The organism is Neisseria sp. P0014.S002 (assembly GCF_051958295.1).
GTDB classification, from domain to species: domain Bacteria; phylum Pseudomonadota; class Gammaproteobacteria; order Burkholderiales; family Neisseriaceae; genus Neisseria; species Neisseria flavescens_B.
Genome location: NZ_JBQCVO010000007.1, coordinates 42,854 through 66,680, shown reverse-complemented (window position 1 = coordinate 66,680; position 23,827 = coordinate 42,854). Strand labels below are relative to the sequence as shown.

Here is a 23,827-nt window from a genome sequence, read left to right as displayed (position 1 = left end):
ATTCGCCTGATTGTAGCCGATTGCGCTTCAAAATAAAATGTTTCAGACGGCCTTTGCCTGTTTATCGGCCCTATTTCAACTTTCATCCGCCTGCCCATAAAAAACGCACCTTGTGACAAGGTGCGTTTCAATCGGCATAATTTAGAATTTAGCGCCGGATTCGTTGGCCATGTAGTCAACTGCGGCTTTCACTTCGTCGTCGCTCAGGCTGCCGTTGCCGCCTTTGGCAGGCATGGCATTGAAGCCTTCGAGGGCGTGTTTGTGCAAGGTGTCTTTGCCTTGTTTAATGCGAGGCGCCCAGTCTTCTTTTTTGCCTACGGCCGGAGCGCCGGGAATCAAGCCGCCGTGGCATGCTTTACAGTTCGCTTCAAAAACAGCTTTGCCGTCCACTTTGGCGGATTCGGCAGGCTTGGCTTCAGCGGCAGGCGCTTCGGCTTTCTCTTCAGGCTTGGCGGCTTCTTCAGGTTTAGCGGCTTCCTCTGCTTTGCTGGCGGCAGTTTCAACTTTATCGGCAGCTTCTTGAGCAGCAGATGCAGTAGCATCGGCAGCAGAAGCAACTTCGTTTTTAACTTCAGATGCAACGGCTTGAGCAGTCTCTTGAGTCTCCTGTTTAGCCTCTTGGGAACAAGCTGTCAAACCAGCCATCATCATTACGGCAATCAGTAATTTGTTCATGTTCTGTCTTTCCTTAGTTTTAGTTTAAATCACTGTTTTATATAAACAGCTTAAAAATTCTAGCATATAAACTAATACCTTCGACCTACACTATAATAAATATTGGCATAAATCAGATTTTTTCACAAAAACAGGAAAAACATATTGACACCACACCTCTACTCAGATAGAAATCCACGCTCATTTGTCATTTGGCGTGATAATTTTCATTTTATTGTTCAATCAGTTATAATCTTAATTTTTAATGTTTCTTTTTAAATTCAATTTTTTACAAACTTTCCAGATAATACCATAAGCATTAAACCGCCTCTTATCCTAAAAAGGCCGTCTGAACCCCAATCAGGTTTCAGACGGCCTTTTTGAATCATGTTAATAAATATTTGACGCTTACCTATGCAAAAGACACCAGCAGGCTTACTTGTTTATGTGGTTGTTCATATCCCGACTAAAATTTATGCCGCCATTAACCTTTTGCCAATGTTTCAGCTTCCGCCCACAATCCCCGCTTCTGCTCTGCCGTCAATTTCTTAATGCCGATTTCCTCTTTCAGCGCTTCACTTTTGTTCAGGCCGTCTGAAACGATGCGCATCTCGACAGGCTTGTTCAAACGCGTGTATTTCGCACCTTTTCCTGACAAATGCGCCGCAAATCGCTCTTGCGGACGGTTGCTGATGCCGCAATAAAACGCGCCGTTTTCGCACAAAATCAGGTAAACGCTCCAATTTTCCGCGTTCATAAATCCCCTTCCTTGGCAAAACTCTCGGTAAAAATGCGCACGGCAGCCTCGGTTTTGGCAGACTGCACACGATAAGGCGTCACCAAATAAAGGCTAACCGGCGGCAATGTCCATTCCGGCAAAACCACTTTCAGACGGCCCTGTGCAATTTTCTCCCTCACTTCGCCGCCCACTTGCAAAGACAAACCGAAACCTCTTTCGGTCAGGCTACAAGCGGCGGCAAGATGCGTGCAGGCAATGCTGTCGGCGACGTCAAGGAAATAGCTTTCTTCACCATTTTGCAAGGTCGTGCGGACAGGTAAAAAATGCAGCCAGCGGTGCGCATGAAGCTGAGAAGGATGGGTGATGGGTGGATGCCGGTCGAGATAATCGGGCGCGGCGCAAATCATATACGGCCAAGTCACGAGATGGCGCGCAACCAAGTTAGGATCGTCCAAAGCCCGGTCGCCGCCGCGTATGGCGATGTCGGTCTGATTGTGTTGCAGGTCGTCCAAGGTATCGCTGAAATTGAGGACGGGGCGGATTTTTGGGAACTCGGTTTGCAATCTTGCAAACGCCGTCTGAAAAGCGCGAGATTCAATGACCGTGGAAGTCAAGGAAATCCGCAATTCGCCGACGGGTTCTGTTTTCAGATTGTCGATAACGGTACGCGTATCGGCAAGCGTGGCGGCGAGGCGGAGGCAGTATTCGCCCAAGGCGCGGCCGGCATCGGTAGGCGCAAGGCTGCGCGTGCTGCGGTTTAACAGCTTGATGCCGTGCAGGGCTTCGAGGCGGTTGATGTGCTGGCTGACCGCCGACGGCGTCATGCCCAGCGCGGCAGCGGCGGCGTTCATGCTGCCGTGTTCGAGGACGGTAGCGAAAACAAGCAGGGGTTTGATGTCTTGCATTTGGAAATAATTGTTTAGTTTAACTTCACAATCATAACAGTAAAACAGGGATTATCAAGCGTTTTAGACGGCCTTACAATGCACTCATCTAATCAATCACATCCCACAAGGAGTCAAATATGAAAATCGCAGTTATCGGTGCAACAGGTTATGTCGGCAACGCAGTCGTTCAAGAATTGGCAGGCCGCGGTCATGAAGTGACTGCTTTCGCCCGCAATACGGACAAAGTTTTCCAAGCGCAAAATGTTGCCGCTGTCTCCGCAGATGTCAACGCAGCAGATTTTGCCGACAAACTGGCCGGTTTTGATGCCGTAGTCAGCGCCTTCAACCCGGGTTGGAACAATCCCAACATCGGCGCGGATTTCACACGCGGCGCAAACAATATTGTCGAAGCGGCAAAAGCAGCGCAAGTGCCATATCTCTTAATCGTCGGCGGCGCAGGCAGCCTGTATGTGGCACCCGGTTTGCAAGTTATCGATACGCCTGACTTCCCGAAAGAAATTTTTGACGGCGCCAATGCCGCACGCCATCTTTTGGCAGAACTCCTGCCGCGCCGCGACGTGAACTGGTCTTTCGTTTCCCCTCCGGCACGACTGGGCACGGACGGCGGCTTCAGCGAAGACAAAACCGGCAAATACCGCTTGGGCAAAGATGATTTGCTGATGGACGGCGAAATTCCGGCAGGCATCAGCGTGGCAGATTTGGCAGTCGCCATCGCCGACGATGTGGAAAACAAAGCGCATTTGTTTGAACGCTTTACCGTTGCCGCTGTTTAATCGTCTTAATTTAAAGGCCGTCTGAAACCCAAAGTTTCAGACGGCCTTTTCATATTCGGATCGATAGAAATAAATATTTAATTACAATTTTGCTATAGCAAACATAACTAACTTTCGATATTTCAAGGCTTCCAACCTCGTCAGTCCCACCTGCGCGGAAATGACGGCAATAGGTATTGCGTATCGAAAATAAAGTAATTGGGCTATATAAAACAAAAACCACCGTTTCCACCCACCTCAAACGGCAGGCGGTTTTAATTCAATTTGATTTTTCGAGCCACCACCAATTTCGTTATCTATAAAATCATTGAATTGTTGACGGAACTCCATTGGTCGAGCGATATAAGGAATCGGAGCATGACTGCCGCCCGTCCCTCTGACCACTACGGAGCCATAATTGAAAATCCTGCCCCAAAAACCTTGATTTACCGAAATACTTTCGATACGGTTGATATTTATCTCAATTGTTTGCCGGCGGATAAAGCCAAACTTAGCGATAACCCTTTTGTTAGTTAAAGCAAGCTCGGTTGTCATTACATTCAATACCGCGAACACTATAAATACGATACCGATTACCCACATCAACAGCAGGATACCGAAAAAAATCCTCCAGAATTGGGAAAACCACGATACTTGCGCTTTATAAACAATACGTTCACCTCGCCCTAAAGAGCTTTCAATATAACTTGCCATTTAACGTTCTCCACATTAGATATTTTCCAAAAATACGGATTATAATCCGTGGATAAATAAGCGTCAAAATTGGATATTTTGAGATTTGTGAAGACAAATCTCATGAGTAAAATCAGTGTATTGATAGGTATAAAAATTCGAGAAATCCGCAAACAGTCCAATATCAACCAAGAAAGCTTAGCCTTACTTGCCGATATAGACAGAAGCTATATGGGTAGAATAGAAAGGGGGGAGGTCAACATAACGGTTGATAAACTATATCAACTGTCTTCTGCTTTAAACTGTTCCGTACACGACTTACTGCCGGATGATTTGGAAATTAAAAATACTTGAACCATTCAAGTAGTACGCCCACATTTCCAATCTGCTAAAAAGGTCGTCTGAAACCCCAAAACCCAAAGTTTCAGACGGCCTTTTGCTATAATACGCCCATTAAATTTATCTATACGCGAGTTCTCATGTCCGCAACCCAACCCACCATCGCCGCCATCGCCACCGCCCCCGGACGCGGCGGCGTCGGCGTGATCCGTCTTTCCGGCAAAAACCTGCTGCCTTTGGCGCGAACCCTCAGCGGCGGTAAAACGCCCAAACCGCGCACCGCGCTTTACACCGACTTTCTCGGCGGTGACGGGCAGCCGATAGACAACGGCATCCTGCTCTACTTCGCCGCCCCCGCCAGCTTTACCGGCGAAGACGTGATTGAATTGCAGGGACACGGCGGCCCTGTCGTGATGGACATGCTGCTCTCGCGCTGCCTCGAACTGGGTGCGCGCATGGCTGAGCCGGGCGAATTTACCAAACGCGCCTTCCTCAACAACAAACTCGACCTTGCCCAAGCCGAAAGCGTCGCCGACCTCATCGACGCCTCCAGCAAGTCCGCCGCCCGCATGGCGTTGCGTTCGCTCAAAGGCGCGTTTTCCCAACACATACACGAGCTGGTGGACGACCTCATCACCCTGCGGATGCTGGTTGAAGCCACGTTAGACTTCCCCGAAGAAGACATCGACTTTCTCGAAGCCGCCGACGCGCACGGCAAGCTCCAAGCCCTGCAAGGCCGTCTGAAAACCGTGCTCGCCAGCGCGGAACAAGGCGCGATTTTGCGCGAAGGCATGAACGTCGTCCTCGTCGGCGCGCCCAACGTCGGCAAATCCAGCCTGCTCAACGCCTTGGCTGGCGACGACATCGCCATCGTAACCGACATCGCCGGCACCACCCGCGACACTGTGCGCGAACAAATCACCCTCGACGGCGTACCTGTCCACATCATCGACACCGCCGGCCTGCGCGAAACCGACGACGTGGTCGAACAAATCGGCATCGAGCGCAGCCGCAAAGCCGTCTCCGAAGCCGATGTCGCCCTGATTCTGATTGACCCGCGCGAAGGTGTGAACGCCAAAACCCAAGCGATTTTGAACAGCCTGCCCGAAGGTTTGAAAAAAATCGAAATCCACAACAAAGCCGACCTGACCGGCGAACCTGTCGCCGTCCGTTCAGACGGCCTCACGCAAACCGGAGCGGAAAGCGTTATCAGCCTGTCCGCCAAAACCGGCGCCGGTCTCGACTTGCTCAAACACGCGCTGTTGCAGGAAGTCGGCTGGCAAGGCGAAAGTGAAAGCCTGTTCCTCGCCCGCAGCCGCCACCTCAACGCCCTGCACGAAGCCGAAACAGAGCTGGAAAACGCCGCCCTCTGCGACAACAACCAAATCGAGCTTTTCGCCGAACACCTGCGCCTCGCCCAAAACGCGTGCAGCGAAATCACCGGCGAATTTACCGCCGACGATTTGCTGGGCGTGATTTTCTCGCGCTTCTGTATCGGTAAATAAAACGGTTTGCCATCAAATACAAAGGCCGTCTGAATGTTCAGACGGCCTTTTTTATCACCAAAACAAGCTTAATTTCACTTGCGTTTATTTATTGGCAGCTTCTGCCATATTTTTTGCAATATTGGTTGCACCAACTGTCAAACCGGACATGCCGATCAAAGAAGCCGCAGCCAATTTGATTAATGTTTTCATTTTAACTCTTTTCTGTGTATTTAAGGGTGTGTTGTGTATTTTTTATTTGTCGGCATCAGCCATATTGTGGGCGATATTGGTTGCACCAACGGTCAGGCCGGACATACCGATTAAAGAGGCGGCTGCCAGTTTGATTAAAGTTTTCATTGTTTGTCTCACTTTCTTGTCTGTCGGCCGAAAAACGGCCTAAGTTGCGTTTTCTGAAGTATTGTAATCAATTCGTTTATAATTGAATTATTTGTGTACTACCGTTTCTATATTGTAGGCAACACCGAGGGCGGAGGCCGATATCCCCGACATGCCGATTAAAGAAGTGGCGGCAAGCGTTATTAAATGTCCCATTTTAAGTAGTCCTTTTTCATAGATACAAAATGTTATTTAACAACATACACATTTTTTCGCCGGCATCCGCGCTGCCGACAGGACGAATCATACCGTGTTAATCGTTAATTAATACAACTTTTCCGTAAAGATAAAATACTAAAAACATACATAATAAAGATTTTAGTTAATTTATATTTTTTTTTGAAAATGACACCGATGTCTTTTTCAATGACACCGATGTCTTAATTACATACACACTACAAACGTATCTTGCTGCGTCCATAAAATTCCTCCTTTTTTGTTGTAAAATCGCACTCTAAATTAAATATCCTTTTAAATTCAAAATGTTATTAATTTATCTTTTTCACAAGCAAAATCTTCAATTAGTCAAAATCAATACCTTTAATAGCTTCTTTTAAAGAAAACACACGTTTCTAGCACCTATCCGACCATAAAATGCGCTGCAAATATATGATATAGTGAAACATTCTGCGTATTGACTATTTCCAGCATGAACAACACCCTAATCCTGACCGGCGCGGCCGCATTTTTTATCGGCGCGCTGTTTGCTTGGCTGATAACACGCTACCAAGCCCAAAGCCGACACTTTATTGTTTTGCAAGAATTGGCCGAAAGCCGCCGCCTGCATGAGTTTGCCGAACAGGTGCAGGCTCAAACTGCGGCGGATTTGGCGCAAAGCCGCCATACCGTGCAGGAATTGCAAGACGAGTTGCAGGAGACGGGCAACCGCTTTGCCGCAGCCGAAAAACAGATTGCCTATCTGCAAGATTGCGAGGCCGAAGCCGAAGCTTTAAAACACGAATGTGCAAAATGGCAGCAAAGCGCGCAAAACCTGCAAATCAACAATGAGCGATTAAACACGCAACTGGTTCAAGAACAGGCATTGAGTGCGGATAAAAATACGCTTTTGCAACAACAAGAAACGGAAAAAGGCCGTCTGAAACAAGACTACGACACGCTTTTGGAGCAAAACCATGCGCTGCAAGTCCAAAACGAACGCCTCTCCACACAACTGACGCAAGAAAAGGTCAATATCGACGACAAAAACAGCCTTCTACAGCAACAGGAAGCCGAAAAAGGCCGTCTGAAACAAGAATACGCCGCCCTTTTGGAGCAAAATCACGCGCTTCAAGTCCAAAACGAGCGCCTCAATACCCAATCGGAAAAAGACCGTCAGGCTGCCGAAGAAAAGCTGGCCCTGCTGGCAGATGCACGTAAAAACCTGAGCGACCAGTTCCAAAACCTCGCCAATACTATTCTGGAAGAGAAAAGCCGCCGCTTTACCGAACAAAACCACGACCATCTCCAGCAACTGCTCAATCCGCTCAACGAACGCATACACGGCTTCAGCGAGCTGGTTCAGCAGACTTATGAAAAAGAAGCCAAAGAACGCCTGACCATCGAAAACGAGCTCAAACGCCTGCAAACCCTCAACACCCAGCTCCACCACGATGCCAAAGCGCTGACCACCGCGCTGACCGGCACGCAAAACAAAACCCAAGGCAACTGGGGCGAGATGATTTTGGAAAGCGTATTGGAAAATTCCGGCCTGCAAAAAGGCCGCGAATATATCGTTCAAGCTTCCAGCGTCCGCCACGAAGCAGACGGCACCCAACGCCGCCTCCAGCCCGACGTCCTCATCAATCTGCCCGACAACAAACAAATCGTCATCGACTCCAAAGTATCGCTGACCGCCTACGTCCGCTATACGCAAAGCACCGGCGCAGAAGCAGAACGCGAGCTTGCCAACCACGTCGCCAGCATCCGCGCCCACATCAAAAGCTTGGCTGCAAAGGATTACACCGACCTTGAGGGCGTCAAAACGTTGGACTTCGTCTTTATGTTCGTCCCTGTCGAGCCGGCCTACCTCCTCGCCCTGCAACACGATCCAAACCTCTTCCAAGAGTGTTTCGACAAACGCATCATGCTGACCGGCCCCAGCACCCTGCTCGCCACCCTGCGCACCGTTGCCAATATCTGGCGCAACGAGCAGCAAAACCAAAACGCGCTGGCGATTGCCGAGGCAGGCAGCAAACTCTATGACAAATTTGTCGGTTTTGTCGAAAGCATGGACGGCATCAATAAAGCGCTTGTTCAGGCTCAATCCCAGTTTCAGACGGCCTATGGCCGCTTGGTTTCCGGCAGGGGCAACCTCATCAGCAGCACCGAAAAACTGCGCAAATTGGGCATCAAGGCCGGTAAACAGCTGCAACGCGATTTATTAGAAAAAGCCATGTCGGAAAACGAAGACTACGCCGCCTTACCGACCGCACAAGACCAAGAAAATGACTGACAAAATTTAATACATTGCAAATAAAGGGAATTTAACCAATGAGCAACATCACTATCGTCCTTGCCGCCGATACCGGCTATGCCGAGCAGGTTCATACCCTGATGAAATCCATCTGTACCCACAACACAAATGTCGATTTCTACCTCATGCACAATACCTTCAGGCGAGAATGGATCGACTATACCAACCAAAAGCTCGCAGCCAGCGGCAACCGCCTGAATGACGTCAAAATCGAAATCGACTTCAGCCAATATCGCCGCTTGTCCCATATTTCGGATGCCGCATTTTTCCGCCTGATGATGCAGCACCTGCCTGTCGACCGCGCCCTGTATCTCGACAGTGATATGGTGGTTACCCAATCCCTGCATGATTTGTTCAACCTCGATATGCGTGGCTATCCCGTTGCGGCGGCACAAGACTCCTTTTTTGCCCGTACCGAATGGAATCACCCGACCGGCCTGCACACCACGCCCTATTTCAATTCAGGCATGCTGTTGGCCGACTTGGCGCAATGGCGGGAACACAATATCGCGGCGCAACTGCTGAAAACCGCTGCCTGCCTCAACGAAGCCGTACCCTATGGCGACCAATGCTTTCTAAACACCGTATTTCAAAAAAACTGGCTGCAATTAGAAGAATCTTGGAACTTCCAAACCGGCGCAGTCGAATACTTCCAAAAACGAAACCTCAGCGAAGTATTCCCCAAACCCGACACCGTTCCGCCCGTTATCCACTACACCACACGCGCCAAACCGTGGTTGTGCGATTACGGCGAGATTCCTTTTATCGAAGTCTATTGGCAATACTATTGCGCCGACTGGCCGAAAGCGTAATTTCAGACAGGGATTTCCGTTCCCTTCAATTATCTTTAAACAACCCATCATCTAAAAATAAAAGTCCGTCTGAAATCGTTTCAGACGGACTTTAAGCCATAAAAAAACAGGCAGAACATTCTGCCTGTTTTGTGTTCACACCCGACCGTAGAGCAGGCTTTGCCGCTCATCCCCGGTCGGCGTCATCGTTATCTGATTAGATACCGCGCAACAATTCGTTCACGCTGGTTTTCGCACGGGTTTGCGCGTCCACGCGTTTGACGATAACCGCGCAGTAGAGGCTGTGGCTGCCGTCTTTGGAAGGCATGCTACCAGATACGACAACAGAGCCGGCCGGTACGCGGCCTTGATAGATTTCGCCGGTAGTACGGTCAAAGATTTTAGTGGATTGACCGATGAACACACCCATAGAAATCACGCTGCCTTCTTCGACAATCACGCCCTCAACGATTTCAGAACGCGCACCGATGAAGCAGTTGTCTTCAATGATGGTCGGGCTAGCTTGCAGAGGCTCGAGTACGCCGCCGATGCCGACGCCGCCGCTCAAGTGCACGTTTTTACCGATTTGCGCGCAAGAGCCGACAGTCGCCCAAGTATCGACCATCGCACCTTCGTCAACGTATGCGCCGATATTGACATAAGAAGGCATCAACACGACATTTTTCGCCACAAAGCTGCCGCGGCGGGCAACCGCACCCGGAACTGCGCGGAAACCTGCGCTGCGGAATTCGTCTTCAGACCAATCGGCAAATTTAGTCGGCACTTTGTCGAAGTATTTGTTCACACCGTCGTTGAGGATTTCATTGTCCTGAATGCGGAAAGACAGCAATACGGCTTTTTTCGCCCATTCGTTGACTTTCCATTCGCCCACGCCCAAACGCTCGGCAACGCGCAGTTTGCCGGAGTCGAGTTGACGGATGGTTTCCAAAACCGCTTCACGCACTTCCGGGGTAACGGTATTCGGATTGATTTCGGCACGGTTTTCAAAAGCCGTTTCAATGATGTTTTGCAAAGACATGTTGATTCCTTCAAGAGATCAGGGTCGTCTGAAACCTATTCAGGCCGCCCTATTACAAATATTTAACTCGTTATTTTGCCATGTAAAAGCGATTTCGTCAGCTATTAACATGATTAGCGCCAAGCGTTACACGGCCGGATTTTGGCTAAGCCAAGATTTTCAGACGGCCTGTTCGAGTGAATGGAATCGCATTTATTTTCTAACTAATTTTCCAGCTAAGATATGCAGACTGCCCATTCTGCCGACACGCCGTACCGATAAATCAACCTTCGCCGCCAATCTTTTGCAGAAGATTTTCAGCCACCACGCCGCATTCAATATTCCGCTTTAACGGTTTCGCATTCAAATCCTTCAAGGCCGTCTGAAAGTCGGCAAAATCCATTAATTGCGAACCGAAACGGCGCATATGTTCGGTATCCTGCTGACAGTCTATCAGCGCAACACCCAAATCCGCCAAAAACGGGACGGCGCAGGCAAACGCAATCTTGGACGCATCGGGACACAAGGCAAACATCGACTCACCATAAAACACGCAGCCGATTTGCACGCCGTAAAACCCGCCCGCCAACTGCATTTCGCCTTGTTCATCCGGCAGCCAACATTCAAACGAATGCGCATGCCCCTGATGGTGCAGCTTCAAATAGGCCGTCTGAAACGCAGGTTCTATCCACGTTCCGTCCTGTTCCGGACGCGGCACATTGGCACAATGGGCAATCACTTTTTCAAAACAGCGGTTAACCGTTACCCGATAAGGCTTGTGACGCAAAGTTTTGGCAAGCGATCGGCCGATATGCAGGCTTTCCGGCACAATCACGGCTCGCGGCGCAACCGCATACCAGAAAAACCAACCGTCGCGGCTAAACCACGGAAAAATCCCCTGCCCATACGCCGACAACAGCCGCCCCGTATCCAAATCGCCGCTGACGCCGACCAAGCCGTCACACTCTGCCAAAGCGTAAGACGGGTCGGGGAAACGATAATCCCGTGGCGCAAGTAAAGGAATCTTCATCGCAAAGCCCATAAAGTTTCAGACGGCCTCAAGCTGAAAATGCCCAAGGCCGTCTGAAAAATCAACATACAAACTGATTAACGTTTGGTTTTGGTTTGGCATTCGCCGCATACGCCGTACATATACAGCGCGTGATCGACGATGCGGTAGCCGTTTTCTTCGGCGATTTTGTCTTGCAGCGCTTCGATTTCCGGATTGTGGAATTCGGTTACTTCGCCGCATTTCACGCAGACGATGTGGTCGTGGTGATCGCCTTTGTCCAATTCGTAAACCGCTTTGCCGGTTTCAAAATGGTGGCGTTGCAAAATGCCGGCCTGTTCAAACTGGGTCAGCACACGGTAAATCGTCGCCACGCCGATTTCCACGCCCTCTTCCAACAGGATACGGTACACATCTTCCGCACTCAAATGCTCCTCGGCATGAGTCTCGAACAAGTCCAAAATTTTCAAACGTGGACCCGTAACTTTCAAACCGCTGTCTTTCAATTGCGCAATGTTGCTGAATTTTTCCATAATATTCAATATCCCTGTAAGGTAATAACCGTTATAATACGCACTTTCCGCCCGTTTGCCCACTATTGGGCCGTTAAAGGGTGGCAATCTGCCGCCGGTCTTGCAATTGAAAATCGGCGAAAAGAAAAATTAAGAAGATGATTATCGTTTGCTTTTTAAAAATATTCAAGCGATGATAAACATCTTTCCCGAAATGACACAGAAAGGTAAGCCCGTGAATAAAGCCTTATGCCTTGCCATCGCCGCTATTTTAGGTCTGGCCTCATGCAGTGCCGAGCGCGTATCCAACTTTCCATCCTACAAACTCAAAATCATTCAAGGTAACGAGCTCAATCCCCGCGCCGTGGTTTCCCTGCGCCAAGGTATGACCCGCGACCAAGTCCAACTGCTGCTCGGTACGCCGCTCCTGCGCGACGCCTTCCATGCCGACCGCTGGGATTACACTTTCAACACCAGCCGCAACGGCATCATCAAAGAACAAAGCAACCTGACCCTGTACTTTGAAAACGACGTCCTCGCACGCGCCGAAGGCGATGCCATTCAAAAATCCATCGAAGCCGTTCAAGCCGGACAAAACGTCGTTCCGACCACCGAAACCAAGCCGAAATAAGGAAGCCCCATGAGCGCATTAAAAATCGCCATTGCCGGCGTCAACGGCCGCATGGGTCGCGTTTTGGTTGAAGCGGTCAACAACCATCCCGATGCCGTCCTCTCCGGCGCACTCGAGCATTCCGGTTCGGAAGTATTGGGTTTGGATGCAGGCTTCGCCTCCGGCCTCAAAACCGGCGTTGCCATTTCAGACGACGTGGATGCCGTACTGGCTCAAAGCGATGTCCTCATCGACTTTACCCGTCCCGAGCCAACCCTGAAACACCTGCAAAAATGCGTGGAAAAAGGAGTCAACATCATCATCGGCACGACTGGTTTTGACGACGCAGGCAAAGCCGCCATCCAAGCCGCAGGCGAAAAAACAGGCGTCGTCTTCGCAGCCAACTTCAGCGTCGGCGTCAACCTGACCTTCCATATCCTCGACACCGTCGCCCGCGTGTTAAACGAAGGCTACGACATCGAAATCATCGAAGGCCACCACCGCCACAAAGTCGATGCCCCAAGCGGCACTGCGTTGCGCATGGGTGAAGTCATTGCCGACGCACTCGGCCGCGACCTCAAAGAATGCGCCGTTTACGGCCGCGAAGGCCACACCGGCCCGCGTGATCCGTCCACCATCGGTTTTGCCACCGTCCGCGCAGGCGACATCGTCGGCGACCACACCGCCCTCTTCGCCACAGACGGCGAGCGCGTGGAAATCACCCACAAGGCCAGCAGCCGCATGACCTTTGCCGCCGGTGCCGTACGCGCCGCAGTTTGGGCAAACGGCAAAAAAGGCCTGTACGATATGCAAGACGTATTGGGTTTGAAAAACCGATAAACCCGCATCATCAGGTTTCATACCTTACAAGGCCGTCTGAAAGCACAACGTCGATTTTCAGACGGCCTTATTAAAAAAGAAAGCCCCACCATGTCCTATCAACAAATCACCATCAACGTCAACGATGCCGTCGCCGAACGCCTTGCCGACGCGCTGATGGAACACGGCGCATTGTCCGCCGCCATTGAAGATGCCTACGCCGGTACAGAAAACGAGCAGGCCATTTTCGGCGAGCCGGGCATGCCGACCGAGCAAATCTGGCAACAAAGCAAAGTCATCGCCCTTTTCGGCGAAAGCGACGACGCCGCTTCCATTATCGAAGCCGCCGCGCAGGAATGCGGTTTGAACGATTTGAAATACACCGGCGAAATCCTTGAAGATCAAGACTGGGTACGCCTGACCCAAGCGCAATTCGACCCGATTCAAATTTCCAACCGCCTGTGGATTACCCCGTCTTGGCACGAAGCGCCCAACGGCAACGCCGTCAACCTGCAACTCGACCCGGGACTTGCCTTCGGCACCGGCAGCCATCCGACCACACGACTCTGCCTCAAATGGCTCGACACGCAGCTTAAAGGCGGTGAAAGCGTATTGGACTACGGCTGCGGCTCAGGCATTTTGGCCATTGCCGCCCTCAAACTCGGCGCAGGCTCCGCCATCGGCGTAGATATTGACGAACAAGCCATCCGCGCCAGTAAAGACAATGCCGCGCAAAACAACGTCGACGCGCAGTTCTACCTGCCGGACGGCCTGCCGCAAGGCCAATTTGATGTCGTTGTCGCCAACATTCTGGCCAACCCGTTGCGTATGCTCGGCGAAATGCTTGCCGCACGCACCAAACAAGGCGGCCGCATTGTCTTGTCCGGCCTTTTGGACGAACAAGTTGAAGAACTCAGCGGTATTTACAGCCAATGGTTCGACATCGAGCCTGCCGAAATCGAAGAAGGCTGGGCGCGATTGAGCGGCGTCAAACGCTAAACCTGTTTTCCGATACAAAGGCCGTCTGAAATTTCATCTTTCAGACGGCCTTTTTGCACTTAAAACGCTGAATATTCCAGCAAAATCAGGTATAATTGCCTATTATTTTGACCTTTCGGAACACATCCGCCGCGCCCGTTTGACATTTCATTGCGCGCACGGAAAAATTCCTTGAAATTCAGCAAGAAAAGACCATGACTGACCAAAAACACGAAGAATACGGCGCCGACAGCATACAAGTGCTGGAAGGCTTGGAAGCGGTACGCAAACGCCCCGGTATGTATATCGGCGACACGCAGGACGGCAGCGGCCTGCACCACATGGTGTTCGAGGTGCTCGACAACGCCATTGACGAAGCACTCGCCGGACATTGCAACAAAATCACCGTAACCATCCATGCCGACAATTCCGTCAGCGTGGCCGACAACGGCCGCGGCATGCCGACCGGCATCCACCCGAAAGAAGGCCGCTCCGCCGCCGAAGTCATCATGACCGTCTTGCACGCAGGCGGCAAATTCGACAACAACAGCTACAAAATCTCCGGCGGCTTGCACGGCGTGGGCGTGTCCGTCGTCAACGCGCTGTCCGACTGGGTAACGCTGACCATCTACCGCGACGGCAAAGAACACTTCGTCCGCTTCGTACGCGGCGAAGCCGAAGAGCCGTTGAAGGTTGTCGGCGATTCCGACAAAAAAGGCACGACCGTACGCTTCCTCGCCAGCAGCGAAACCTTCGGCAACGTCGAATACAGCTTCGACACCCTTGCCAAACGTATCCGCGAACTTTCCTTCCTCAATAACGGCGTAGACATTGAACTGATCGACGAACGCGACGGCAGACACGAAAGCTTCGCCCTCTCCGGCGGCGTGGCCGGCTTCGTGCAATACATGAACCGCAAAAAAACGCCGTTGCACGAAAAAATCTTCTACGCATTCGGCGAAAAAGACGGCATGAGCGTCGAATGCGCTATGCAATGGAACGACAGCTACCAAGAAAGCGTGCAATGTTTCACCAACAACATTCCGCAACGCGACGGCGGTACGCACTTGACCGCACTACGCCAAGTGATGACCCGCACCATCAACAACTATATCGAAGCCAACGAAGTGGCTAAAAAAGCCAAAGTGGAAACCGCCGGCGACGATATGCGTGAAGGCCTGACCTGCGTTTTGTCCGTCAAACTGCCCGACCCGAAATTCTCATCGCAAACCAAAGACAAACTGGTTTCCAGCGAAATCGGCCCCGTCGTCAACGAAGTCATCAACCAAGCACTGACCGACTTCCTTGAAGAAAACCCGACCGAAGCCAAAATCATCACCAGCAAAATCGTCGATGCCGCCCGCGCGCGCGAAGCCGCCCGCAAAGCACGCGAAATTACCCGCCGCAAAGGCGTGATGGACGGTTTGGGCCTGCCGGGCAAACTCGCCGACTGCCAAGAAAAAGACCCTGCCCTGTCCGAACTCTACCTCGTCGAGGGCGACTCTGCAGGCGGCTCTGCCATGCAGGGCCGTGACCGCAAATTCCAAGCGATTTTGCCGCTCAAAGGTAAAATTTTGAACGTCGAAAAAGCACGTTTTGAAAAAATGCTGGCCAGCCAAGAAGTCGCCACGCTGATTACCGCTTTGGGCGCAGGCATCGGCAAAGAAGAATTCAATGCCGAAAAACTGCGCTACCACCGCATCATCATCATGACCGATGCCGACGTGGACGGCGCGCACATCCGCACCCTGCTCCTGACCTTCTTCTACCGCCAAATGCCCGAGCTGGTTGAACGCGGCTACATCTACATCGCCCAGCCGCCTTTGTACAAAGCCAAATACGGCAAACAAGAGCGCTATCTCAAAGACGAATTGGAAAAAGACCAATGGCTGCTCGGTTTGGCCTTGGAAAAAGCCAAAATCGTTTCAGACGGCCGCACCATCGAAGGCGAAGAGCTTGCCGATACCGCCAAACAATTCCTGTTGGCCAAAACCGTCATCGAGCAAGAAAGCCGCATTATTGACGAACTCGTCCTGCATGCCATGCTGCACGCTTCGCCGGTCGATCTTAGCACGGCAGAAAGCGCAGACCGCGCCGTTGCCGAATTGAGCGGCCTCTTGGACGAAAAAGAAGTCGCACTCGAACGTATCGAAGGCCACGAAGGACACCAGTTCATCAAAATCACTCGCAAGCTGCACGGCAATGTGATGGTGAGCTACCTCGAGCCTAAGTTCCTCAACAGCAAAGCCTACCAAACCCTTACCCAAACCGCCGCCGCACTCAAAGGCATGGTCGGCAAAGGGGCGAAGCTCTACAAAGGCGACAACGAATACGACATCGACAGCTTTGAAGGCGCTTTGGACATCTTGATGAGCGTTGCCCAAAAAGGCATGTCCATCCAGCGATACAAAGGCTTGGGCGAGATGAATCCGGAACAACTTTGGGAAACCACGATGGATCCTACCGTCCGCCGTCTCCTGAAAGTCCGCATCGAAGACGCCATCGCCGCCGACGAAGTGTTCGTTACCCTGATGGGAGACGAAGTCGAACCGCGCCGCGCCTTCATCGAAAACAACGCCCTGCTGGCACAAAACATCGACGCCTAAGCATGGGGATATAAAAGGCCGTCTGAAAAACGATTTTCAGACGGCCTTTTTGTTTTTTGTTTTATTTCTTATAACTCAAATTCCAACCACTTCGCGTGTTTACTTTAATCATTTATTTTAATTCGGGTATTTTAGAGCGTCCCCACTGATACAGATTCGGGACAACCAAAATAACCGGTTTTAACGCTCCAATCTGCTTCCACTTTATTCCGCTTTTCCCAAAATCATCGCATCGCCATAGCTGAAAAAGCGGTATTCCTGTTCCACCGCATGACGGTAAACGCTGCGGATATGCTCCATGCCCGAAAACGCGCTGACGAGCATCAGCAAGGTTGATTTGGGCAGGTGGAAATTGGTAATCAATCGGTCGGCAACATTGAAGCGGTAGCCCGGCGTAATGAAAATATCGGTATCGCCGCGACCGGCTTTCAGACGGCCTGTCTCGCGTGCGGCGGATTCCAAAGCGCGCATGGAGGTTGTGCCCACTGCCCACACTTTATTGCCGCGTGCTTTGGCGGCTTCAACGGCGGCAACGGTCTCGGCCGGTACGTCAAACCACTCGCTGTGCATTTTGTGTTCTTCAATTTTATCGACGCGCACGGGTTGGAATGTGCCGGCACCAACGTGCAGGGTCACTTCTGCGGTTTCTACGCCTTTGGCTTTCAGACGGCCCAATAACTCATCGGTAAAGTGCAAACCCGCCGTCGGCGCGGCCACTGCGCCTTGATATTTGGCGTACACGGTCTGATAGCGGCTGTCGTCTTCATCATCGGCCGCGCGTTCGATATAAGGTGGCAAGGGCAGATGGCCGTTTTGCTCCAAAAGTTCATAAACGGTTTGATCGCCTTCAAATTTCAGGCAAAACAATTCTTCCGCACGCTCCATCATGACGGCACGGATATCGCCTTCAAAAATCAATTCCGTACCCGGTTTCGGCGATTTGGACGAGCGGATATGCGCCAATGCGGTATGCGCGTCCAATACCCGTTCAATCAGGGCTTCGATTTTGCCGCCGCTGGCTTTTTGGCCGAACAGGCGCGCCTTCATCACTTTGGTATTGTTAAACACCAGCACATCGCCCGGTGCGACATAATCGGGTAAATCGCCGAAATGTTTGTCTTCAATCGGCAATGTCGGCAAAGCAACCAGAAGCCTGCTGCTGCCGCGTACTTCCGGAGGATGCTGGGCAATCAGTTTTTCGGGCAATTCAAAATCAAAATCGGAAATATCCATTGTCGCGCATACTTTAAAAAAACAGGCGCCATTATACGCGCAAAGTTGGTTTTCAGACGGCATGTTTTGTCGAAAAACCAATAAATTAGAATAAACGCTCTTGAAAAATCACTTTTTAACGAAAATCAGCGTTCCTTTCTTTTTTCGCCGAAAAACGCCTTTTTTCTATCTTTTACTGGACATTTACCGACAAGTTCGGGAAAATAACCAGATTCATTTCTCAGGCTCCGCCCTGTTCCGACATTATTTAAACGCCGGATGGCAAACCTACCTTCCGACGTCTCAGGAAATCATCTAAAACCACAGCGGCGCATCCCAATATGCACTTTATGCCGCGCTAAAAAGGAAAAGCAATGGATTTGCGTAAATTAAAAAAACTGATTGATTTGGTCGAAGAATCAGGCATTGCAGAAATTGAAGTTACCGAAGGCGAAGAAAAAGTCCGCATTACGCGTACCACTGCCGCCGCAGCTCCTATTTATGCTGCTCCGGCACCTGCCGCAGCCGCTCCGGTTGCCGCCCCTGCTGCTGCTCCAGCCGCAGCCGCTCCAGCCGCAGCCCCTGCCTCTCGCGATTTGTCCAACGCGCAAAAATCGCCTATGGTCGGTACGTTCTACCGCGCCCCCGGCCCGAACGCCGCCGCTTTTGTCGAAGTCGGCCAACAGGTAAAAGCCGGCGATACTTTGTGCATCATCGAAGCCATGAAGCTGATGAACGAAATCGAAGCCGAGAAATCCGGTGTCGTTAAAGAAATTCTGGTTGAAAACGGTACTCCGGTCGAATACGGCGAGCCGCTCTTCATCATTGAATAATCCGTTTTTTCAGACGGCCTTTATCTTCAAGGCCGTCTGAAATTCCTTTTTCTGTTCATTAAGGACAAACCATGCGTCTGATTTTGGCTATTTTCTTGCCATGGCTTCAGTTTTTCACCATCGGCCGTCCGTTTGCAGGCATCATCTGTCTGATTCTGCAATGTACGCTGGTTGGCTGGATACCGGCAGCCATGTGGTCGGTTTACGCCTTGAGCCAATACAAAACCGACCAAAAAATCCGCAACGCATTAGGCGGCCGCTGAGGCCGTCTGAACCATCCGGAAAGATTATCATGCTGAAAAAAGTATTGATCGCCAACCGGGGCGAAATCGCCCTGCGCGTCCTGCGAGCCTGCCGTGAAATGGGTATCGCCACCGTCGCCGTCCATTCCGAAGCCGACAAAGACAGCCTGCACGTCAAACTCGCCGACGAATCCGTGTGCATCGGCCCTGCCGCATCCGCACAAAGCTACCTCAACATTCCGGCCCTCATTGCAGCCGCCGAAGTAACCGAAGCCGACGGCATCCACCCGGGCTACGGTTTCCTCGCCGAAAACGCCAATTTTGCCGAACAAGTCGAACAATCCGGCTTTGTCTTCATCGGCCCTAAAGCCGATACCATCCGTCTGATGGGCGACAAAGTATCCGCCAAACATGCCATGATCGAAGCCGGCGTGCCTTGCGTTCCCGGCTCTGAAGGCGCATTGCCAGACGATGGCGAAGAAATCCTCAAAATCGCCGACAAAGTCGGTTATCCCGTCATTATCAAAGCCTCCGGCGGCGGCGGCGGTCGCGGTATGCGCGTTGTCGAGAAAAAAGAAGACCTTCTCCAGTCTGTCGAAATGACCAAAGCCGAAGCAGGCGCGGCATTCGGGAACCCGATGGTTTACATGGAACGCTATCTGCAGCGTCCGCGCCACGTCGAAATCCAAGTGATTGCCGACGAACACGGCAACGCCATCTACCTCGCCGAGCGCGACTGCTCCATGCAGCGCCGCCACCAAAAAGTTATCGAGGAAGCACCGGCTCCGTTCATCACTGAAGAAGAACGCGCCAAAATCGGTAAAGCCTGTGCCGACGCTTGCAAACGCATCGGCTATCGCGGCGCAGGTACGTTTGAATTCCTGTACGAAGACGGCGAATTCTTCTTTATCGAAATGAACACACGCGTTCAGGTTGAGCATCCGGTTACCGAGCTCATCACCGGCGTGGACATCGTCCAAGAGCAATTACGCATCGCATCCGGTCTGCCTTTGCAATACAAACAGGAAGACATTCAAGTCGAAGGCCACGCGTTTGAGTGCCGTATCAACGCCGAAGACCCGTACAACTTCATTCCAAGCCCCGGCCTGATTGAAAGCTGCCACTTGCCCGGCGGCTTCGGCGTCCGCGTCGACAGCCACATCTACCAAGGCTACCGCATCCCTCCTTACTACGACAGCCTGATCGGCAAAATCTGTGTCGTCGGTAAAGACCGCGACCAAGCCATGGCAAAAATGCGTGTTGCCCTTGCCGAGCTCGCGATTACCGGCATCAAAACCAATACGCCGCTGCATCGCGACTTGTTCAGCGACCCAGGCTTCCAAAAAGGCGGCGTCAGCATCCACTACTTGGAACATTGGTTGGAAGAACGCAAAGCCAAACTGGATAAATAATCCTTTGTTTTGACTAAAAATAAGGCCGTCTGAAACACAAAATAAAGTTTCAGACGGCCTTTTTTAAGGCGAAGCAGGCTTCTTCAAATACCGCATGGACTTTGACGCGCTGGAGAGTCTGCCCGAATTGAAAGAGGGCAAAATCGGTGCGATTTGCTATTCGCGCCCGACCAACCCGACCGGCAACGTGCTGACCGACGGCGAAATGGCGCAGCTGGACGCTTTGGCGCAAGAACACGGCATTCCGCTGATTATCGACAACGCCTACGGAATGCCGTTCCCGAATATTATTTACAGCGATGTGACGCTCAACTGGCACGAAAACATTATCCTCTGCTTCAGCCTGTCTAAAATCGGCCTGCCCGGCGTGCGTACCGGCATTATTGTCGCTGCGCCGGAAGTGGTCAAAGCCGTCAGCAGTTTGAATGCGATTGTGAATCTGTCGCCAACCCGTTTCGGCGCGGCGATTGCGGCTCCGCTGTTAAACGACGGCCGTCTGAAACAACTGGCCGATGAAGTGATTCAGCCGTTTTACCGTCAGCAGGCGCAAACGGCGGTTTCCCTGCTCAAGCGCGAATTGGGCGCGTATCCGTTGAAAATCCACAAGCCTGAGGGTGCGATTTTCTTGTGGCTTTGGTTTGAAAATCTGCCTGTTTCGTCGCAAACTCTGTACGAAATACTCAAGGCCGAAGGCACGCTGATTATTCCGGGCGAGCATTTCTTTGTCGGCATCGATACGCAAGATTATCCGCACGCGCACGAGTGCATCCGTATGAGCATTGCGCAGGATGCGGAAACGCTGGAAAAAGGCATTGCCGCGATTGGTCGCGTGGTGCGCGGTTTGTATGATGCGGCGTAAACGGTAAAGTTGACAGCCATTCAGTCAAAAGGTCGTCTGAAAACAGTTTCAGACGACCTTTTATCATTTCTTTATTTTTTTTAAAATGAAATTAATTTTCTTTTATAATTAACCGTTACGACCGACTTTTGAAAGAAAATACAAATGATTAAGCCCGCTTCCAGACTCAGCATCCTCAGCCTCTCCCTCCTTGCCGTTTCGGCGGCATTTGCCTCAGACGAACCCCAAGTCCGAGAAACCGCCGAACTTGAAGCCATCACCGTAACCGCCAGTGCGGACGCATCCAAGGGAGGTTTGATTCCTGCATTTAAGGGCGGACAGGTGGCGCGCGGCAGCCGCGTGGGTATTTTGGGCAATAAAAAAAACCTAGAATCGCCGTTCTCCAATACTGCTTACACCAATAGGCTGATTCAAGACAAACATGCGCGCAGCGTCGGCGACGTACTGCAAAACGACCCGACCGTCCGCGTTGCGCGCGGTTACGGCAATTTTCAGGAAGCCTATTTCATACGCGGCTTTGCCGCCGAATCGGACGATACCATGTACAACGGCCTTTACGGCATCCTGCCGCGCCAATACATCGCCACTGAGCTTTTCGAACGCGTGGAAGTCCAGCGCGGCGCATCCGCCTTCTTAAACGGCATGGCGCCGGGTGGCAACAATATCGGCGGCACGGTATCCGTATTGCCCAAACGCGCGTCCAATGAAGGATTGAACCGGCTGACTGCCAATTACGGCGCGGGAAAACGCGGTGGTTTGGCGGCGGACGTGGCGCGCCGTTTCGGACAAAATCAGGAATTCGGCGTGCGCGTCAATGCGGCGCACCATAACGGCAAAACCGCAATAGACGACGAAAAGTCCAAACTCAGCCTGGTCAATGTCGGCCTAGACTGGCGCAATGAAAATGCCCGCCTGTCCGCCGATTTGGGCTGGCAGGACAACAAGCTCAAAGCCACGCGTACCAATGTTACCCTGTCAGGCCTGACCGCCGTGCCGGCCGCGCCTGATGCTTCGTCCAACTGGGCGCAGCCGTGGACGTATTCCAACGAGCGCGACTGGTTCGGCACAATGCGCGGCGAATACGATTTCAACGACAACCTGACTGCCTACGCCGCCTATGGCTTCCGTCGCAGCAAGGAAAACAATTCTCTGGCAAACCTGACTGTCCGCAATGTCAACGGCGACGGATCGATTTACCGCTTCGACAACGCGCGTAAGGATAAAATCGACACGGGCGAAATCGGTTTGCGCGGCAAATTCAATACGGGCGCGGTAGGGCACGAATGGACCGCCGCCGCCAACCGTTTCCAATCCTCGCGCAAAAACGCTTACATCATGGATTGGGGCAACCAATATACGACCAACCTCTACAACCCGTCCCGCTATCCGCAACCCGCAGCCGCCAATCCGCTGTATTCGGGCAATGACATGGGCAATCCTGCCGTTACCGGCAAAACACGTCTGACCAGCTTCGCCTTGGGTGACACCTTCAGCCTTTGGGACAAACGCCTGCAATTCATGCTCGGTGCGCGCTGGCAGCAGGTGCATAACAAGGCTTACGCCTATAATACGGGCGCGCAAACCGAAAATTACAAAAAATCGCGCCTCAGTCCCGCCGTCGGCGCGGTGTACCGCATCACGCCGAATTGGTCGGTGTACGGCAACTACATCGAAAGCCTGGGACAAGGCGCGACCGCAGGCTCGACTGCCTCCATCAACGGCCGGGCCTACGCCGTCAGCAATGCCGGCGAATCGCTCAAACCCTATGTTTCCAAACAAAAAGAAATCGGCACGAAATTTGAAGCCAACGGCTTCGGCGCAGGATTGGCCCTGTTCCACACCGACAAACCGCGTTCGCTTTACGTTGCCGAAAGCGGCAACACCGCCCGCTTCACCTCCGAAGGCAAAGACCGCCACCGGGGCGCGGAAATCACCGTTTATGGGGAAGTCGCACAAGGTGTGAGGCTCTTGGGCGGCATTACCCTGCTCGATGCCAAGCAGAAATCTACCGGCTCATCTTTAACTGACGGCAAACGCACCATCGGCGCGGCTAAAACCCAAGCCAACATTGGCTTGGAATGGGAAGTGCCGAAAGTGCAAGGTTTGGCATTTGACGGACGCATGGTTTACACCGGTTCTTCCTACGCCGATGCGGCCAATACGCTTAAAGTCGGCGGCTGGACGCGCTTCGACATCGGCGCGCGCTACCACACCCAAATCGGCAGGCACGAAGCCACCTTCCGCGCCCGCCTCGATAATGTTGCCAACAAGAAATACTGGGCATCCGTCGGCGGCTATCCCGGCAGCGGCTACCTAAACGCCGGCGCGCCGCGCAGCTTCTCCTTGTCGGCTTCGGTCGATTTTTAAGGGACGGGCGGCAAACGGCCTCCAACGGTCCAAAGGTCGTCTGAAACGTTTTCAGACGACCTTGGAGCCTGGGGCGTCCGACTTTGCCCTACACTTTCGGACAACCGCCGTAAAACTC

At 52.0% G+C, this 23,827-nt stretch carries 21 protein-coding genes and 1 pseudogene; 14 read left to right on the top strand and 8 right to left on the bottom strand.

The window, feature by feature from the left end; translation table 11 throughout:
• Nucleotides 1–141: 141 nt before the first annotated feature.
• The 3 genes from ACTHSX_RS07975 to ACTHSX_RS07965 form a co-directional block, all read right to left on the bottom strand.
• A complete protein-coding gene (locus ACTHSX_RS07975; RefSeq protein WP_440377324.1) occupies nucleotides 142–675 on the bottom strand; it encodes a c-type cytochrome in 534 nt (177 codons plus the stop codon).
• A gap of 463 nt (nucleotides 676–1,138) precedes the next feature.
• A complete protein-coding gene (locus ACTHSX_RS07970) occupies nucleotides 1,139–1,411 on the bottom strand; it encodes a GIY-YIG nuclease family protein (RefSeq protein WP_440377323.1) in 273 nt (90 codons plus the stop codon).
• Entirely contained in the window at nucleotides 1,408–2,298 is an 891-nt protein-coding gene (locus tag ACTHSX_RS07965; RefSeq protein WP_440377322.1) for a LysR family transcriptional regulator, read from the bottom strand. The genes ACTHSX_RS07970 and ACTHSX_RS07965 overlap by 4 nt, the downstream gene beginning before the upstream one ends.
• A gap of 119 nt (nucleotides 2,299–2,417) precedes the next feature.
• On the opposite strand from ACTHSX_RS07965, the gene ACTHSX_RS07960 reads away from it, so the two are divergent.
• A complete protein-coding gene (locus tag ACTHSX_RS07960) occupies nucleotides 2,418–3,074 on the top strand; it encodes an NAD(P)-dependent oxidoreductase (RefSeq protein WP_440377321.1) in 657 nt (218 codons plus the stop codon).
• 237 nt (nucleotides 3,075–3,311) lie between these two features.
• Here the strand turns inward: ACTHSX_RS07960 and ACTHSX_RS07955 are convergent, their stop codons facing one another.
• Nucleotides 3,312–3,767, bottom strand: coding sequence for a PH domain-containing protein (locus ACTHSX_RS07955; protein WP_049344311.1), 456 nt, complete (start codon nucleotides 3,765–3,767; stop codon nucleotides 3,312–3,314).
• Nucleotides 3,768–3,869: 102 nt separating this feature from the next.
• On the opposite strand from ACTHSX_RS07955, the gene ACTHSX_RS07950 reads away from it, so the two are divergent.
• The 4 genes from ACTHSX_RS07950 to ACTHSX_RS07935 all read left to right on the top strand — a co-directional run bounded on the left by ACTHSX_RS07950 (nucleotide 3,870) and on the right by ACTHSX_RS07935 (nucleotide 9,253).
• Entirely contained in the window at nucleotides 3,870–4,100 is a 231-nt protein-coding gene (locus ACTHSX_RS07950; protein WP_049344313.1) for a helix-turn-helix domain-containing protein, read from the top strand.
• A 125-nt stretch (nucleotides 4,101–4,225) separates the two neighbouring features.
• On the top strand, nucleotides 4,226–5,590 hold the full coding sequence (gene mnmE / locus ACTHSX_RS07945) for a tRNA uridine-5-carboxymethylaminomethyl(34) synthesis GTPase MnmE (protein WP_440377320.1): 1,365 nt from the start codon (nucleotides 4,226–4,228) through the stop codon (nucleotides 5,588–5,590).
• A 1,027-nt stretch (nucleotides 5,591–6,617) separates the two neighbouring features.
• On the top strand, nucleotides 6,618–8,420 hold the full coding sequence (gene rmuC, locus ACTHSX_RS07940; protein ID WP_440377319.1) for a DNA recombination protein RmuC: 1,803 nt from the start codon (nucleotides 6,618–6,620) through the stop codon (nucleotides 8,418–8,420).
• A gap of 38 nt (nucleotides 8,421–8,458) precedes the next feature.
• On the top strand, nucleotides 8,459–9,253 hold the full coding sequence (locus ACTHSX_RS07935) for a glycosyltransferase family 8 protein (protein ID WP_440377318.1): 795 nt from the start codon (nucleotides 8,459–8,461) through the stop codon (nucleotides 9,251–9,253).
• Nucleotides 9,254–9,449: 196 nt separating this feature from the next.
• Here ACTHSX_RS07935 and dapD read toward each other — a convergent pair whose 3' ends face one another.
• The 3 genes from dapD to fur form a co-directional block, all read right to left on the bottom strand.
• A complete protein-coding gene (gene dapD / locus ACTHSX_RS07930) occupies nucleotides 9,450–10,271 on the bottom strand; it encodes a 2,3,4,5-tetrahydropyridine-2,6-dicarboxylate N-succinyltransferase (RefSeq protein WP_003684212.1) in 822 nt (273 codons plus the stop codon).
• 262 nt (nucleotides 10,272–10,533) lie between these two features.
• The gene (gene aat / locus ACTHSX_RS07925) at nucleotides 10,534–11,280 is read right to left on the bottom strand and encodes a leucyl/phenylalanyl-tRNA--protein transferase (protein ID WP_440377317.1); all 747 of its coding nucleotides are present in this window, start codon (nucleotides 11,278–11,280) and stop codon (nucleotides 10,534–10,536) included.
• A 77-nt stretch (nucleotides 11,281–11,357) separates the two neighbouring features.
• Nucleotides 11,358–11,855, bottom strand: a complete 498-nt coding sequence (gene fur, locus ACTHSX_RS07920) for a ferric iron uptake transcriptional regulator (RefSeq protein WP_003682812.1) — start codon at nucleotides 11,853–11,855, stop codon at nucleotides 11,358–11,360.
• A gap of 151 nt (nucleotides 11,856–12,006) precedes the next feature.
• Here fur and ACTHSX_RS07915 point away from each other — a divergent pair, with 151 nt between their 5' ends.
• The 4 genes from ACTHSX_RS07915 (at nucleotide 12,007) to gyrB (ending at nucleotide 16,784) form a co-directional block, all read left to right on the top strand.
• Entirely contained in the window at nucleotides 12,007–12,402 is a 396-nt protein-coding gene (locus ACTHSX_RS07915) for an outer membrane protein assembly factor BamE (RefSeq protein WP_049350824.1), read from the top strand.
• Nucleotides 12,403–12,411: 9 nt separating this feature from the next.
• The gene (dapB, locus tag ACTHSX_RS07910; RefSeq protein WP_070504004.1) at nucleotides 12,412–13,221 is read left to right on the top strand and encodes a 4-hydroxy-tetrahydrodipicolinate reductase; all 810 of its coding nucleotides are present in this window, start codon (nucleotides 12,412–12,414) and stop codon (nucleotides 13,219–13,221) included.
• A 90-nt stretch (nucleotides 13,222–13,311) separates the two neighbouring features.
• Nucleotides 13,312–14,199: a 50S ribosomal protein L11 methyltransferase gene (gene prmA, locus ACTHSX_RS07905; protein ID WP_314588284.1), complete on the top strand. Its 888-nt coding sequence runs from the start codon at nucleotides 13,312–13,314 to the stop codon at nucleotides 14,197–14,199.
• Between the two features lie 194 nt (nucleotides 14,200–14,393).
• Nucleotides 14,394–16,784: a DNA topoisomerase (ATP-hydrolyzing) subunit B gene (gyrB, locus tag ACTHSX_RS07900; RefSeq protein WP_440377316.1), complete on the top strand. Its 2,391-nt coding sequence runs from the start codon at nucleotides 14,394–14,396 to the stop codon at nucleotides 16,782–16,784.
• A 204-nt stretch (nucleotides 16,785–16,988) separates the two neighbouring features.
• Here gyrB and queA read toward each other — a convergent pair whose 3' ends face one another.
• On the bottom strand, nucleotides 16,989–18,017 hold the full coding sequence (queA, locus tag ACTHSX_RS07895; protein ID WP_440377315.1) for a tRNA preQ1(34) S-adenosylmethionine ribosyltransferase-isomerase QueA: 1,029 nt from the start codon (nucleotides 18,015–18,017) through the stop codon (nucleotides 16,989–16,991).
• Between the two features lie 353 nt (nucleotides 18,018–18,370).
• Here queA and accB point away from each other — a divergent pair, with 353 nt between their 5' ends.
• The 5 genes and pseudogenes from accB to ACTHSX_RS07870 all read left to right on the top strand — a co-directional run bounded on the left by accB (nucleotide 18,371) and on the right by ACTHSX_RS07870 (nucleotide 23,709).
• Nucleotides 18,371–18,829 (top strand): acetyl-CoA carboxylase biotin carboxyl carrier protein, encoded by a 459-nt coding sequence (gene accB, locus ACTHSX_RS07890; RefSeq protein ID WP_440377314.1) that lies wholly within the window; start codon nucleotides 18,371–18,373, stop codon nucleotides 18,827–18,829.
• A gap of 71 nt (nucleotides 18,830–18,900) precedes the next feature.
• On the top strand, nucleotides 18,901–19,092 hold the full coding sequence (locus ACTHSX_RS07885) for a YqaE/Pmp3 family membrane protein (protein ID WP_003680299.1): 192 nt from the start codon (nucleotides 18,901–18,903) through the stop codon (nucleotides 19,090–19,092).
• 29 nt (nucleotides 19,093–19,121) lie between these two features.
• Nucleotides 19,122–20,483, top strand: a complete 1,362-nt coding sequence (gene accC, locus ACTHSX_RS07880; protein ID WP_440360675.1) for an acetyl-CoA carboxylase biotin carboxylase subunit — start codon at nucleotides 19,122–19,124, stop codon at nucleotides 20,481–20,483.
• A 67-nt stretch (nucleotides 20,484–20,550) separates the two neighbouring features.
• Nucleotides 20,551–21,342, top strand: a pseudogene (locus ACTHSX_RS07875) (aminotransferase class I/II-fold pyridoxal phosphate-dependent enzyme); the annotation flags it as partial.
• Nucleotides 21,343–21,486: 144 nt separating this feature from the next.
• Complete coding sequence (locus ACTHSX_RS07870) at nucleotides 21,487–23,709, top strand: TonB-dependent receptor (protein WP_440377313.1); 2,223 nt, start codon at nucleotides 21,487–21,489, stop codon at nucleotides 23,707–23,709.
• The last annotated feature ends 118 nt before the right edge of the window (nucleotides 23,710–23,827 follow it).

Bases quoted from the DNA above. Each gene is read 5' to 3' on its own strand.
- ACTHSX_RS07975 (WP_440377324.1), bottom strand. From the start codon at position 675: ATGAACAAATTACTGATTGCCGTAATGATGATGGCTGGTTTGACAGCT.
- ACTHSX_RS07970 (WP_440377323.1), bottom strand. From the start codon at position 1,411: ATGAACGCGGAAAATTGGAGCGTTTACCTGATTTTGTGCGAAAACGGC.
- ACTHSX_RS07965 (WP_440377322.1), bottom strand. From the start codon at position 2,298: ATGCAAGACATCAAACCCCTGCTTGTTTTCGCTACCGTCCTCGAACAC.
- ACTHSX_RS07960 (WP_440377321.1), top strand. From the start codon at position 2,418: ATGAAAATCGCAGTTATCGGTGCAACAGGTTATGTCGGCAACGCAGTC.
- ACTHSX_RS07955 (WP_049344311.1), bottom strand. From the start codon at position 3,767: ATGGCAAGTTATATTGAAAGCTCTTTAGGGCGAGGTGAACGTATTGTT.
- ACTHSX_RS07950 (WP_049344313.1), top strand. From the start codon at position 3,870: ATGAGTAAAATCAGTGTATTGATAGGTATAAAAATTCGAGAAATCCGC.
- mnmE (WP_440377320.1), top strand. From the start codon at position 4,226: ATGTCCGCAACCCAACCCACCATCGCCGCCATCGCCACCGCCCCCGGA.
- rmuC (WP_440377319.1), top strand. From the start codon at position 6,618: ATGAACAACACCCTAATCCTGACCGGCGCGGCCGCATTTTTTATCGGC.
- ACTHSX_RS07935 (WP_440377318.1), top strand. From the start codon at position 8,459: ATGAGCAACATCACTATCGTCCTTGCCGCCGATACCGGCTATGCCGAG.
- dapD (WP_003684212.1), bottom strand. From the start codon at position 10,271: ATGTCTTTGCAAAACATCATTGAAACGGCTTTTGAAAACCGTGCCGAA.
- aat (WP_440377317.1), bottom strand. From the start codon at position 11,280: ATGAAGATTCCTTTACTTGCGCCACGGGATTATCGTTTCCCCGACCCG.
- dapB (WP_070504004.1), top strand. From the start codon at position 12,412: ATGAGCGCATTAAAAATCGCCATTGCCGGCGTCAACGGCCGCATGGGT.
- prmA (WP_314588284.1), top strand. From the start codon at position 13,312: ATGTCCTATCAACAAATCACCATCAACGTCAACGATGCCGTCGCCGAA.
- gyrB (WP_440377316.1), top strand. From the start codon at position 14,394: ATGACTGACCAAAAACACGAAGAATACGGCGCCGACAGCATACAAGTG.
- queA (WP_440377315.1), bottom strand. From the start codon at position 18,017: ATGGATATTTCCGATTTTGATTTTGAATTGCCCGAAAAACTGATTGCC.
- accB (WP_440377314.1), top strand. From the start codon at position 18,371: ATGGATTTGCGTAAATTAAAAAAACTGATTGATTTGGTCGAAGAATCA.
- ACTHSX_RS07885 (WP_003680299.1), top strand. From the start codon at position 18,901: ATGCGTCTGATTTTGGCTATTTTCTTGCCATGGCTTCAGTTTTTCACC.
- accC (WP_440360675.1), top strand. From the start codon at position 19,122: ATGCTGAAAAAAGTATTGATCGCCAACCGGGGCGAAATCGCCCTGCGC.
- ACTHSX_RS07870 (WP_440377313.1), top strand. From the start codon at position 21,487: ATGATTAAGCCCGCTTCCAGACTCAGCATCCTCAGCCTCTCCCTCCTT.